Source organism: Variovorax sp. PAMC26660, assembly GCF_014302995.1.
Taxonomy (GTDB): domain Bacteria; phylum Pseudomonadota; class Gammaproteobacteria; order Burkholderiales; family Burkholderiaceae_C; genus Variovorax.
In genome coordinates, this window is the sequence record NZ_CP060295.1 from 67,303 (window position 1) to 79,400 (window position 12,098).

Here is a 12,098-nt window from a genome sequence, read left to right on the forward strand (position 1 = left end):
GTCTTGCGGAAGATCGCGGCCCACCGGATTCTCGCCGCAGAAGCAAGTGATGGATGCAGTCAGGCGCTCACTCAGGCCAGCGCCGGCCCGAAGCCGTGGCTGTCCACCGCCTGCTCGCAAGGCACACGCTCGACCTGCACGGTCGAATGGTGGATGTCGAACTTCTCGGCCAGCAGAGCGCGCAGTTGCAGCATGAGCTGCGCCATGTCGCCCACTTCGGGCGTGCACACCACATGCACGCTCAGGCTCACCTTGCCGCTGGACAGCGCCCACACGTGCAGGTCATGCAGGCTCGCCACGCCCGCACTGCCAGCCAATGCGCGTTCGACCTCGGGCAGGTCCACATCGTCGGGCACGCCTTCGAGCAGCACGTTCAGGCTTTCGCGCAGCAGCCGCCACGTGCGCGGCAACACCCACAGGCCGATGGCCACGGCGATCACCGAATCGACCCAGGCCCAGCCTGTGAAGCGGATCACCAGCGCGCCGACGATCACGCCGACCGAGCCCAGCATGTCGGCCCACACCTCGAGGTAGGCGCCCTTCACGTTGAGGCTCTTGTCCTTGCCGGACGCCAGCAGCCGCATGCCGATGAGGTTGACGACGAGCCCGCCGGTGGCCACCAGCAGCATCATGGTCGACTGGATTTCCGCCGGCGCCGAGATGCGCCGGTAGGCCTCGTACAGCACGTAGATCGCCACGAAAAACAGCAGCACTGCATTGAGCACGGCAGCAAGGATCTCGAAGCGGTAGTAGCCGAAGGTGCGCCGCTTGTCGGCCGGCCGCTTGCCGATCCAGATGGCCGCCAGCGAGATCGCCAGCGCCACGGTGTCGGTGAACATGTGGGCCGCGTCGGACAGCAGCGCCAGGCTGCCCGAGACCACCCCGCCGACCACCTCCGCCACGAGGTAGATCGAGGTCAGCAGCAGCGCCCAGCGCAGCGCCTTTTCATTGCCACCGACGGCGTGTGAATGCTCATGTGCCATGGGAACCTCGCAGTGAAGGATCGAGTGGCGCGCCGTGGCTCTGCTCTTGCCCTGCTTGCTCCTCCACTTCGTCTTCGTCGCGCCGGTGCGCAATGCGGTAGAGCAATGGAAGCACCAGCAGCGTCAGCGCGGTCGACGAGAGGATACCGCCGATCACCACCGTGGCCAGCGGCCGCTGCACTTCGGCGCCCGTGCCGGTGGCAATGGCCATCGGCACGAAGCCCAGCGATGCAACCAGCGCAGTCATCAGCACGGGCCGCAGGCGAGTGAGCGCGCCTTCGCGGATGGCTTCGTCGAGCGGCAGCCCGCCTTCGCGCAGGTTGCGGATGAACGAGATCATCACCAACCCGTTGAGCACGGCCACGCCCGAAAGCGCGATGAAGCCCACCGCCGCCGAGATCGACAGCGGAATGTCGCGCAGCCACAGCGCCACGATGCCGCCGGTGAGCGCGAACGGAATGCCGGTGAACACCAGGAGGCCATCCTTCAGGTTGCCGAACATCGCGAACAGCAGCGTGAACACCAGCAGCAGCGACACCGGCACCACCACCTGCAGGCGCTGCGTGGCCGAAGCCAGGTTTTCGTACTGGCCGCCCCACACGGTCCAGTAGCCGGTGGGAATGGTCACCTTGCGCATCGCCTCTTCGGCCTCGGCCACGAAGGAGCCGAGGTCGCGGCCGCGCACGTTCGCGCTCACCACGATGCGGCGCTTGCCGTTCTCGCGGCTCACCTGGTTGGGACCTGGTGCCAGCTCCAGCGTGGCGACCTCGCCCAGCGGAATGAAGCTGGTGCGCAGCCCTTCCGCGCCCGCCCCCTTGGGCAAGGCCACCGGCAGGCGCTTGATGGCCTCCAGGTCGGTGCGCAGGTTCTCGGGCAGGCGCACGATGATGTCGAAGCGCCGGTCGCCGTCGAACAGCGTGCCGGACTCGCGCCCACCGACCGCGATGGAGATGGCGTCCTGCACGTCGCCCACATTGAGGCCGTAGCGCGCGGTCTTGCTGCGGTCGATGTTCACGGTGAGCATCGGCAGCCCGGTGGTCTGCTCGACCTTCACTTCGGCCGCGCCGGCGATCTTGCCCAGCACGCCCGACACCTCGGCTGCGGTCTTGTTGAGCACGTCCATGTCGTCGCCGAAGATCTTCACGGCCACGTCGCTGCGCACGCCCGAGATCAGTTCGTTGAAGCGCAGTTGAATGGGCTGCGAGAACTCGTAGTTGTTGCCCGGCAGCTTCTCTACTTCTTCCTGCACCGCAGCCAGGATCTCGGCGCGCGTGCGGCGCGGCTTGGGCCATTCGCTCTCGGGCTTGAGCATGATGTAGCCGTCGGAGATATTCGGCGGCATCGGGTCCGACGCAATCTCTGCCGTGCCGGTGCGCGCGAACACGCGTTCGATCTCCGGAAACTTTTCTTTCAGCGTGCGTTCGAGCTGCTTTTGCATCTCGACCGACTGCGTGAGGCTGGTGCCCGGAATGCGCAGCGCCTGAATGGCGAAGTCGCCCTCGCTCAGGCTGGGCACGAACTCCGTGCCCAGGCGCGTGGCCAGCAGACCCGACAGCAGCACCGCCACCACGGCCGTGGTGATGACCAGCGGCTTGGCATTCATCACACGCGCCAGCAGCGGCTCGTAGCCACGCTTGGCCCACTGCATCAGGCGGTTTTCTTTCTCGTCGACCTTGTTGCCGATGAACAGCGCCACGGCCGCGGGAATGAAGGTGATCGACAGGATCATCGCGCCCAGCAGCGCAATCACCACGGTGAAGGCCATCGGGTGGAACAGCTTGCCCTCCACACCGGTGAGCGCAAAGATCGGCAGGTACACGATCATGATGATCAACTGGCCGAACAGCAGCGGACGCCGCGCCTCCTGCGAGGCCGCGAACACTTCATGAAAGCGCTCGCTGCGCGTGAGCGGCCTGCCGTGCTTGGCCTGCGCATGGGCCAGCCGTCGCACGCAGTTCTCCACGATCACCACCGCCCCGTCGATGATGATGCCGAAGTCCAGCGCGCCCAGGCTCATGAGGTTGGCGCTGATCTTCTGGTTCACCATGCCGGTGAAGGTGAAGAGCATCGACAGCGGAATCACCAGCGCGGTGATCAGCGCGGCGCGGATATTGCCGAGGAACAGGAACAGGATTGCGATGACCAGCACCGCGCCCTCGAACAGGTTCTTCTTCACCGTGGCGATGGCCTTGTCGACCAGCACCGTGCGGTCGTACACCGTCACGGCCTTCACGCCGGCAGGCAGCGTGCGGTTGATCTCCTGCATCTTCTTGTCGACCGCCTGCGACACGGTGCGGCTGTTCTCGCCGATCAGCATGAACACGGTGCCCAGCACCACTTCGCGGCCGTTGTCGGTGGCGGCGCCGGTGCGCAGCTCCTTGCCGATGCCGACCTCGGCCACGTCCTGCACGCGCAGCGGCACGCCGCCCGCGTTGCCCAGGATCACGTTGCCGATGTCTTCCACCGACTTGACCTGCCCCGGCGCGCGGATCAGGTACTGCTCGCCGCGCTTTTCGATGTAGCCCGCGCCCACGTTGGCGTTGTTGCGCTCCAGCGCGGTCACCAGATCGGTCATGGTGAGGCCGTGAGCCAGCAGCTTCGCGGGGTCGGGTGCGATCTGGAATTCCTTGGCATAGCCGCCGATGGAGTTGATCTCGGTCACGCCCGTCACGTTGCGCAGTTGCGGCTTGATGATCCAGTCCTGGATCTCGCGCAGGTCGGTCGAGGTGTAAGCCTTGCCGTCGGCCTTCTTCGCGCCCTCCTCGGCCTCGACGGTCCAGAGGTAGATCTCGCCCAGGCCGGTGGAGATGGGCCCGATCACCGGCGACACGCCCTTGGGCATCTTCTCGCGCGCCGACTGGATGCGCTCGTTGACGAGCTGCCGCGCGAAGTAGATGTCGGTGCCGTCCGCGAAGATCACGGTCACTTGCGACAGGCCGTAGCGCGACAGCGAACGCGTCTGCTGCAGGCCGGGCAGGCCCGCCATGACGGTTTCGATGGGATAGGTCACGCGCTGCTCCGCCTCCAGCGGCGAGTAGCCGGGCGCGGCGGTGTTGATCTGCACCTGCACGTTGGTGATGTCGGGCACGGCATCGATCGGCAGCTTCTGGTAGCTGAAGACACCGAGCGCGGCCATGCCGAGCACGGCCAGCAGGATCAGCCAGCGCTGCTCTATCGAGAAGCGGATGATTCGTTCGAACATGCGGGCGTCCTCAGTGGGTGTGCGTGGCAGAGCTCTTGCCCTGCTGCGACTTCACGACGAAGCTGCCGCTGGCTGCGTAGGCCGTGCCGGGCTTCAGGCCGCTCACGATCTCGATGCGCTTGCCATCGCTGCGACCGGTCTGCACGTGCTGCGGCAAAAAGCCACCGGGCACCTTGACGAAGACCGTGGGCTTTTCTTCCACCGTCTGCACGGCATCCGCCGTCACGGTGACGGGCGCCTGCGCTTCAGAAGCCACGAGTTCGACATTCACGAACAGGCCCGGGCGCCAGATGCCCTGCGGGTTGGTCAGCGTGACGCGCGCGGTGGCGGTGCGCGTCTGCGCGCCGATCAGCGAGCCCACGTACGACACCGTGCCGTTGGCCGTCTGGTCGAAGGCGCTGGAACGGATGCTCACCGGCTCGCCGATGCGCACCAGGTTCAGGTTGCTGGCGGCCACGCTGATCTCGGCCCACACGGTCGACAGGTCGGAGATGGTGAAAACGTTGACGGCCTCGCCCACCGATTCGCCAAGCGAGATGTGCTTTTCGACCACCATGCCGTCAAAGGGTGCACGCAGCTCGTAGCGGCCGAGAGCCGAAGAGCCGGGCGTAGCGCCCAGTGCCAGCAGCTTCTGGTTGGCATTGGCCACGGCGATCTGCGATTCCTGCATGACCTGCTGCGCCTGCAGGTAGTCCTGCTGCGGCGAGATTTTTTCTTCCCACAGCTTCTTCTCGCGTTCGTAGGTGGTGCGTGCCAGTTCCAGCCGGCGCTGCGCCGACTGCAGTGCGCTGCGTTGCTCCGACAACGCGGGGCTCGACAGCACGGCCAGCACCTGGCCGCGCTTGACCTCTTGCCCCAGGTTGGCCGACACGCTGTCGACCACACCCGCCACGCGCGGCACCACATGGGCCGTACGGTCTTCGTTGAACTTGATCTCGCCGGGCAGTTGCAGCGACGACTTGATGCGCGCGGGGCCGGCGCTCTCGATCGTCATGTCGGCCGCCTTGATCTGCGCGTCGGTGAAGGCGATCGTTTCCTCGTCTTCCTTGTGCCCGGCGGATTCCTTCGCGGCCTCTGCGGCCTTCGGTGCGTCGGCTGCTGCGCCTTTTCCGGCAGGCGCCTCTTCGTGGTGTTCCTTGTCGTCGTGGCCCTTGGCCTCGCCGTGGCTGTGGTCGTGGTCCTTGCCTTCTTCCTTGCCTTCCTTCCCGCCTTCTTCGTGATGCTCGCCGTCACCGTGTCCGGCCGCTTCCGAATGGCCTGTCGCCTCGGGCTTGGAGGGCGCGGTGCGCAGGATCAATGCGCCGACGCCGAGCCCCACGACAAGCACCGCCAGGATGGCGATCCACTGCTTCTTGCCGACGCGCCCGGCGAGCGATTTACGTTCTTCTGTGTTCATGATCTGTTGATTCCTTGTCGGTCAGCGCGCGGGTGGCGTCGCGTTCGATGTTTCGTCGCCTTCGGTGCCCAGCAGCCGGTCGAGATCGCCGGACGCGCGGTACGCGTCGGCCAGTGCGACCAGGTACTGCGCGCGCACCTGGAACAGCGTGCGTTGCGCATCCAGCGCTTCGAGAAAGCTGAACTTGCCCAGCTCGAAACCCTTGGTGGCCGCCTTGTAGGCGGTCTCGGCACCGGGCAGCGCGTCGCGCTGCAGGGTCTCGGCGGTGGCGCGGGCGGAGCGCAGGCGCTCGATGGCCTGTGCCACGTCGGCGCCCAGTTGCAGCTCGGCGGCGGCAAGGTCGTCGCGCGCCTTTTCCTCGCGGCTCAGGGCCTCGGCCAGGTTGCCCCGGTTGGTGTCGAAGATCGGCAGCGGAATCGACACGCCCACGACCACCTGGTTGCGGCGGCTGCTGCTGGCGCTGGCGCCTTCGCTTTCGGTGGAGGCCGGCACGCGCTTGACGCCCAGCGACACGGTGACGTCAGGCACGCGCTTGGCACGCTCCAGGCTCGACAGCGCCTCGCGCCGCTCGACTTCGAGCCGCGCCTGCCGCAGCACGGGCGCGGCGAAGAAGCGGCCTTCCACGTCCCGCGAACTGGCGACCACCGGCAGTTGATCGACCGTGCCGTCCACCTGCGTGAAGCGCGGATGGGGGTTGCCCCACAGCGCGGCCAGCAGTTGGCGCGACGAGCGCAGCGTGCCTTCGGCCTGCAGCAGCTCGACGCGCGTGCCGGCCTCGGCCACGCGCGCCTTGGTTTCTTCCAGCGGCGACACCTTGCCGGCCGCCACGCGGTTGGCGGCGGCGCGGGTGGCGGTTTGCGCAAGGCCCAAGGAGTCCTGCGCCAGCCGCAGGCGCTCTTGCGCCGTGAGCACTTCAAAGAAGGCGGTGACCGTCGAGGCGCGCAGCTCGGAGCGGCGCGCGACCAGCGCCGATGCGGCCTGGTCGCGTGCGCGTTCCGCCGCCGTCACTCGGGCCGCCCGCTTGCCGCCCAGCTCGATGGGCTGGCCCAACTGCACAGTGGTGGTGCGGCTGTCTCGGCGCAGGTCTTCCAGCTGGACGCCCAGCACCGGGTTGGGCCATGCGCCGGCCTGGACGATGGCGCCCTCGGTGGCTTCCTGCTCGCGCACGGCGGCCGACAGGCTGGGGTTGGACTGCAGCACCATCGAAACGGCGCTGTGCAGGTTCAGCGGGCCCGCGGGCTCCAGTGTTCTGGCGGCCGGGCGGGATGATGATGACGAGTAAGACTGGGAGCCGACAGCAGTCGGGGGCTGTGACTGTGAATAGGCCGGGGGTACCGCCATGACCAAAACGGCCAGCGGCACGAAGAGCGTGCGCATCGAATTCTCCTGGGTTGCGAAACAACGGACGGACGAATTCGGCGAGAGTCACAAGGCGTGAAGAAACCGTAGCGAGCGCTCCGAGCTTGCATCGAGGACCGCAGCCGTACTTTGTACGGTGAGGACCGCAGGTGCGAGATCGGGGCGCGCAGCAGGTTTATTCGCAGCTTGCCAGCTGATGAGGGGGACGATCAGTGGGGTTGTGTTCTCTCGCCGAATCAGGCGGCAAGAGACCAGTCGGGACGGACCGGAACGTCGGAGATGTGCGAGACGAAAGCCTGGGCGGCCGTGGCACGCGGAGCCTGCAAGAGCACCGCCAGCACAGGCAGCTCGCCTGCGGTCAGGTCCGCATGCTGGGCATGACCGAAGTGGCTGACCACGCAATGGCCGACTGCAGCGCTGGGCTGCGTGCTGGTGTTTTTCTTGGCGCCGTCGCCGATGTGGGTGCGATCGGTGCCGCGAGGCTCGTCTTCGTGGTGGCCCCAGTGCTGGGGCTGCGTGTCGCGCTCATGCTGGCAGTACGCAGCCGACGCCGCCCAGCTGAGCTGGAACGGGAGCAGGAACAGCAGAAAGATCAGAAGCCAGCGGCGCATGAGTCAAAAAGTATATCGGCCGCCTGTGACACGGCCCTTGGCAAAGGCCCTGCGATGTGAGGGCCCAGCACAATGTATGACACGCACCCGGGGCCTTGTCTGTCAATAGGATTACTAAATCGTAACCTCCATACCGAGAGCGATTCGATACCATCCGGTGATGCGAATTCTTGTCATCGAAGACGAGCCCAAACTGGGCGATTACCTGAAAAAGGGGCTCGAAGAGAACGGTTACGTGGTCGATATAGCCCGCGACGGCATCGAGGGGAGATACCTCGCCACCGAAGGCGACTACGCACTCGTTCTGCTCGATGTGATGCTTCCAGGCATCGACGGCTTTGCCGTCCTGCAGGCCATACGGCGCACGAAGAACGTGCCGGTTCTGGTTCTCACCGCTCGCGACAAGGTCGAAGACCGCGTGCAGGGGCTGCAGCAAGGCGCCGACGACTACCTCGTCAAACCCTTCTCCTTTTCCGAACTGCTGGCCCGCGTGCAGGCGCTGCTTCGGCGCGGCAAGCCGCAGGAATCCACCGTGCTGCGGCTGGCCGACCTGGAGCTGGACCTTGCCAGCCGCAAGTGCTTTCGCAACCGCGTGCGGCTGGACCTCACGGCCAAGGAATTCACGCTGCTGGTGGTGCTGTTGCGCCGGCGCGGCCAGATCCTGTCGCGTACCACGCTGGCCGAGCAGGTGTGGGACATGAACTTCGACAGCGACACCAACGTGGTCGAAGTGGCCATCCGCCGTCTGCGCAGCAAGCTCGACGACCCGTTCGAGGTCAAGCTGCTGCACACCGTGCGCGGCATGGGCTACGTGCTGGAAGACCGATCCTGGGCATGAGCCCGCGGCCGCATTCAATACAGAGCCGCCTCTCGCTCTGGTTCGCCGCGCAGACCCTGTTCGGGCTGAGCGTGATCTGCCTGGCGATCTACCTCGTCACGGCCTGGAACTTCGGCCAGAAGCAGGAAGACGAACTCGACCACAAGGCGCTGCTGGTGCAGCACCTGCTGCAAGAGGCAGAAAAAGGCGGCGACCTCGTCTTCCTGCGGCACAAGCTGAACGACTTCTTCTCGATGCAGGACGATGTGTCGCTGTCGATCTCGCATGCGGGCCGGGAGCTTTTTCAATCGACACCCGCCCCCGGTGGCCGCTGGATGCGGCGCGACCTGCAAGTGCCCTGGCACCAGGGCGACAAGACCACGCAGTTGTCAGTGCAGATCGGCGTGAACATGGCGCAAGAGGCGCGGTTGCTCGAACGCCTGGCGTGGACGCTGCTGGGCGCCGTCGTGCTGGGCACGGCGCTGGTCTCGCTCACGGGCATGTGGCTGGTGCGGCGTGGCCTGCGCCCGCTGAAGGCGCTGGCCGAACGCACTGCGGCGATGGCACCCGACAAGGCCAACCGGCCCATCGATGCGATGGCTTTTGCGGAAGAACTTCGCCCCTGGATCACGCAGTTCAACGCGCTGCTGCTGCGCGTGCAGCGTGCTTACGTGCAGCTCGAATCCTTCAACGCCGACGTGGCGCACGAGCTGCGCACGCCGCTGGCCAATCTGCTGGGCTCCACCGAACTCGCGCTCACGCGCCCGCGCAGCAACGAGGAGCTGCAGACCGTGCTGGCCTCGAACCTCGAAGAGGTCGGCCGGCTCTCGGGCATCGTCACCGACATGCTGTTCCTGTCGCAGGCCGAGCGCGGCGCACCGATGCGCACGCGGGCGGCGGCGAGCCTGGCCGTGCAGGCCAGCGACGTGATCGACTTCTACGACGCCATGCTCGAAGAAGCCGGCCTGCGCGCCGAGGTGACAGGCGATGCCATGGCCGATGTGGATGCCGCGCTGATACGGCGCGCCCTCTTCAACCTGCTGGGCAATGCGATCCGCTTTGCGACGCCGGCCTCGGCCATCCGCATCGAGATTGCCCAGGACGGCGAAGAATTCACCATCGCCGTCATCAACCGTGGCGAGCCAATCGACCCCGCTGCGCTGCCACGCCTGTTCGAGCGCTTCTACCGCGCCGCGCAGGCCCGGGACGGTTCGACCCGGCACCATGGCCTGGGGCTGTCGATCGTGGAGGCCATCGCGCGCATGCATGGCGGGCGCGTATTCGCGGCCAGCCACGACGGCGAAACGCGCATCGGGTTCACGGTGCGGCGCGGCGACTGACAGGGCCGCGCCCATCCGCCTGTTCACGGCTTGGCGGGGGTGCGGGCTTCGCCCGCGATGCCGGCGGCGGCATCGGCTGCATCGGCCATCGGCGCCTTGCGGCCGATGAACAGGTTGATCAGCGGTCCCGTCATCGCGGTGGTCACCAGCGCCATCACCAGCAGCATCGTGAACAGCTCGGGGCCGATCAGGCCGGCATCGAGCCCGATCTTCATCACGATGAGTTCCATGAGGCCGCGCGCATTCATCAGTGAGCCGGTGGCCAGGCTGTCGCGCCAGCCATAGCCCGCCATGCGGGCGCCGACCGCGCCCCCGACGATCTTGCCGACCGAGGCAACACCCACGATCAGCAGCATCGCCCCCATGCTCGCGCCCGTGAAAGCATTGGACGTGGTGCCCAGCCCCGCCAGCGCGAAGAACAACGGCATCAGCACGACGATGGAAATAGGCTCGATGCGCTCGGTCAGCGACTTCAGCAGCCGGTCGTCGCGCGGCAGGCAGGCACCGAACAGGAAGGCACCGAACACCGCATGCAGGTGCAGCCATTCGGTGACCAGCGCGCACAGCAGCAGGCCGATCATCAGCGACGCCATCACCGTGGTCGAAGGCTCGCCATCGGGCGCCTTCACGCGCAGCAGCCAGGCGAAGGCCGGCTTGAGCCCGAAGAACAGTGCGCACAGCACCACCGCCATGCCCACCGTGGTCTTGAGCAGGCCGCTGTAGCCCTCGCCCGCACCGACCAATGCGACCACGAAGGCCAGCAGGATCCAGGCGAACACGTCGACCACCGCTGCCGCGCCGAGCGACAACTGGCCGAAGGGCGTGCGCGTCATGCCGCGGTCTTTCAGGATGCGCGCCATCACCGGAAAGGCCGTGATCGACAACGCGGCCGCCATGAACAGCGCGAACGGCCAGAAACCGACGCCCTTGGGCGCGAGCGCCGGGTACAGCGCCGGCGAGATCGCGATGCCCAGCGCCAGCGGCACGACCACGCTCAGCACGCCCACATAGCCGGCGGAGCGCAACTGCTCGCGCATGCTTTTCGTGGAACGCAACTCCAGCCCGACCACGAACATGAACAGCACCAGTCCCAGCGTCGAGAGCGAGGACAGCCCCTGCAGCGATTCCTTCGAGAACAGCTGCGCATGCAGCGAGGGAAACAGCGCCCCCATGACCACCGGCCCCAGCATCAGGCCCGCCGCCATTTCACCCACCACCGAGGGCTGCCCCACATGGCGCAGGACCCAGCCGCAGACGCGCGCGGTCGTGAGAATGACGATCAGTTGAAGCAGCAGGGACGTGGCGGACATGGACTGGATCGCGGTGACAAAAGTGTGGCGGCGATGTTAGTTCGGCCCGGCTTCCTGCAGCCATCGGTTGGCCCACTGGTTCAGCGGCGTCAGGCGCTTGACCAGCTCGGCGCCAGACTCGGTGAGCTGGTAGCCCGCGTCGGCCAACGCGACGACACCTGCCGCGCGCAGTTCCTTGAGCCGGTCGTTCAGCACCGAAGGCGACATGTCGTCGGTGCTGACACGCAGCGCCCTGAAGCTCTGCGGCAGGCCGTCGCGCAGCTCCCACAGGATGCGCAGGGTGCCCTTGCGGCCCAGTTGCTCCAGCAGCCGCATGACAGGGCGCCGCGACGCCACGGGCGCGGCCTGCGGGGCGGCAATTTCTTCGTCTTCCATGACGGTCTTTCGATGAAGGTTCGTTGGTGCGCCTTGCGCTACGCATTTCGTAGCGATAGACTGCATTGATCGCTACGTAATTCGTAGCGATTTCCGACGCATTCTATGAAAGGAACAGCCTGTGATCCACACCGCCCCGAAAAGCCTGGACCCGAACCGCGCACCACGAATCCCACCGCTCGCACCGCCCTACCCCGAGCCCATCGGCGAACTGCTGACGCGCATGACGCCGCCGCAGGCGCCCGAGATCCTGGCGCTGTTCCGCGTGATGGCCGTGAACCCGGCGCTCGCCGAACGCACGCTCGACCTGGGCCGCTACCTGCTGGGCCGCAAGGCGGCCATCAACCTGCGCGAACGCGAGATCGTCATCCTGCGGGTCTGCGCCCGCTGCGGCGCGGAGTACGAATGGGGTGTGCACTGGACCGGCTTTGCCGACGCTGCCGGCTTCAACGAGACCGACCGGCGAGTGATGGCCTCGGCCGACGGCGACCTCTCGTTGCTGACGCCGCGCGACCGGCTGCTGGTGTCGATGGTCGATCAGTTGCACGACACGAGCGATGTGGACGATGCCCTGTGGGAAGCACTGAGCGGGCACTGGAGCCACGCGCAGTTGATCGAGCTGTGATGCTCGCCGGCTGGTATCACTCGGTCAGCTATGTGTGCAACGCGGCGCGCGTGCCGCTGGAGAAGTGGGCGGCGCGCTGG

10 protein-coding genes are annotated in these 12,098 nt (G+C 66.7%); 3 read left to right on the forward strand and 7 right to left on the reverse strand.

Going from position 1 to position 12,098, the window contains the following annotated elements:
- Nucleotides 1–71 precede the first annotated feature (71 nt).
- The 5 genes from H7F35_RS00315 to H7F35_RS00335 all read right to left on the reverse strand — a co-directional run bounded on the left by H7F35_RS00315 (nucleotide 72) and on the right by H7F35_RS00335 (nucleotide 7,551).
- Nucleotides 72–983, reverse strand: coding sequence for a cation diffusion facilitator family transporter (locus H7F35_RS00315; protein WP_187111018.1), 912 nt, complete (start codon nucleotides 981–983; stop codon nucleotides 72–74).
- Nucleotides 973–4,185, reverse strand: coding sequence for a CusA/CzcA family heavy metal efflux RND transporter (locus tag H7F35_RS00320; protein WP_187111019.1), 3,213 nt, complete (start codon nucleotides 4,183–4,185; stop codon nucleotides 973–975). The genes H7F35_RS00315 and H7F35_RS00320 overlap by 11 nt, the downstream gene beginning before the upstream one ends.
- 10 nt (nucleotides 4,186–4,195) lie before the next feature.
- Nucleotides 4,196–5,581 (reverse strand): efflux RND transporter periplasmic adaptor subunit, encoded by a 1,386-nt coding sequence (locus tag H7F35_RS00325; RefSeq protein ID WP_187111020.1) that lies wholly within the window; start codon nucleotides 5,579–5,581, stop codon nucleotides 4,196–4,198.
- 21 nt (nucleotides 5,582–5,602) lie between these two features.
- On the reverse strand, nucleotides 5,603–6,958 hold the full coding sequence (locus H7F35_RS00330) for a TolC family protein (protein WP_187111021.1): 1,356 nt from the start codon (nucleotides 6,956–6,958) through the stop codon (nucleotides 5,603–5,605).
- Nucleotides 6,959–7,176: 218 nt separating this feature from the next.
- Complete coding sequence (locus H7F35_RS00335) at nucleotides 7,177–7,551, reverse strand: hypothetical protein (protein WP_187111022.1); 375 nt, start codon at nucleotides 7,549–7,551, stop codon at nucleotides 7,177–7,179.
- 160 nt (nucleotides 7,552–7,711) lie between these two features.
- Between H7F35_RS00335 and H7F35_RS00340 the strand changes: the two genes are divergently transcribed.
- A complete protein-coding gene (locus H7F35_RS00340; protein ID WP_093239218.1) occupies nucleotides 7,712–8,389 on the forward strand; it encodes a heavy metal response regulator transcription factor in 678 nt (225 codons plus the stop codon).
- Nucleotides 8,386–9,708: a heavy metal sensor histidine kinase gene (locus H7F35_RS00345; RefSeq protein ID WP_187111023.1), complete on the forward strand. Its 1,323-nt coding sequence runs from the start codon at nucleotides 8,386–8,388 to the stop codon at nucleotides 9,706–9,708. The genes H7F35_RS00340 and H7F35_RS00345 overlap by 4 nt, the downstream gene beginning before the upstream one ends.
- A 23-nt stretch (nucleotides 9,709–9,731) precedes the next feature.
- Here the strand turns inward: H7F35_RS00345 and H7F35_RS00350 are convergent, their stop codons facing one another.
- Entirely contained in the window at nucleotides 9,732–11,018 is a 1,287-nt protein-coding gene (locus tag H7F35_RS00350) for a cation:proton antiporter (protein WP_187111024.1), read from the reverse strand.
- Nucleotides 11,019–11,054: 36 nt separating this feature from the next.
- A complete protein-coding gene (locus H7F35_RS00355; RefSeq protein WP_187111025.1) occupies nucleotides 11,055–11,393 on the reverse strand; it encodes a winged helix-turn-helix transcriptional regulator in 339 nt (112 codons plus the stop codon).
- A gap of 121 nt (nucleotides 11,394–11,514) precedes the next feature.
- Between H7F35_RS00355 and H7F35_RS00360 the strand changes: the two genes are divergently transcribed.
- The gene (locus H7F35_RS00360; protein ID WP_261803474.1) at nucleotides 11,515–12,018 is read left to right on the forward strand and encodes a carboxymuconolactone decarboxylase family protein; all 504 of its coding nucleotides are present in this window, start codon (nucleotides 11,515–11,517) and stop codon (nucleotides 12,016–12,018) included.
- The last annotated feature ends 80 nt before the right edge of the window (nucleotides 12,019–12,098 follow it).

Coding starts and splice junctions, on each gene's coding strand:
- H7F35_RS00315 (WP_187111018.1), bottom strand. CDS start 983: ATGGCACATGAGCATTCACACGCCGTCGGTGGCAATGAAAAGGCGCTG.
- H7F35_RS00320 (WP_187111019.1), bottom strand. CDS start 4,185: ATGTTCGAACGAATCATCCGCTTCTCGATAGAGCAGCGCTGGCTGATC.
- H7F35_RS00325 (WP_187111020.1), bottom strand. CDS start 5,581: ATGAACACAGAAGAACGTAAATCGCTCGCCGGGCGCGTCGGCAAGAAG.
- H7F35_RS00330 (WP_187111021.1), bottom strand. CDS start 6,958: ATGCGCACGCTCTTCGTGCCGCTGGCCGTTTTGGTCATGGCGGTACCC.
- H7F35_RS00335 (WP_187111022.1), bottom strand. CDS start 7,551: ATGCGCCGCTGGCTTCTGATCTTTCTGCTGTTCCTGCTCCCGTTCCAG.
- H7F35_RS00340 (WP_093239218.1), top strand. CDS start 7,712: ATGCGAATTCTTGTCATCGAAGACGAGCCCAAACTGGGCGATTACCTG.
- H7F35_RS00345 (WP_187111023.1), top strand. CDS start 8,386: ATGAGCCCGCGGCCGCATTCAATACAGAGCCGCCTCTCGCTCTGGTTC.
- H7F35_RS00350 (WP_187111024.1), bottom strand. CDS start 11,018: ATGTCCGCCACGTCCCTGCTGCTTCAACTGATCGTCATTCTCACGACC.
- H7F35_RS00355 (WP_187111025.1), bottom strand. CDS start 11,393: ATGGAAGACGAAGAAATTGCCGCCCCGCAGGCCGCGCCCGTGGCGTCG.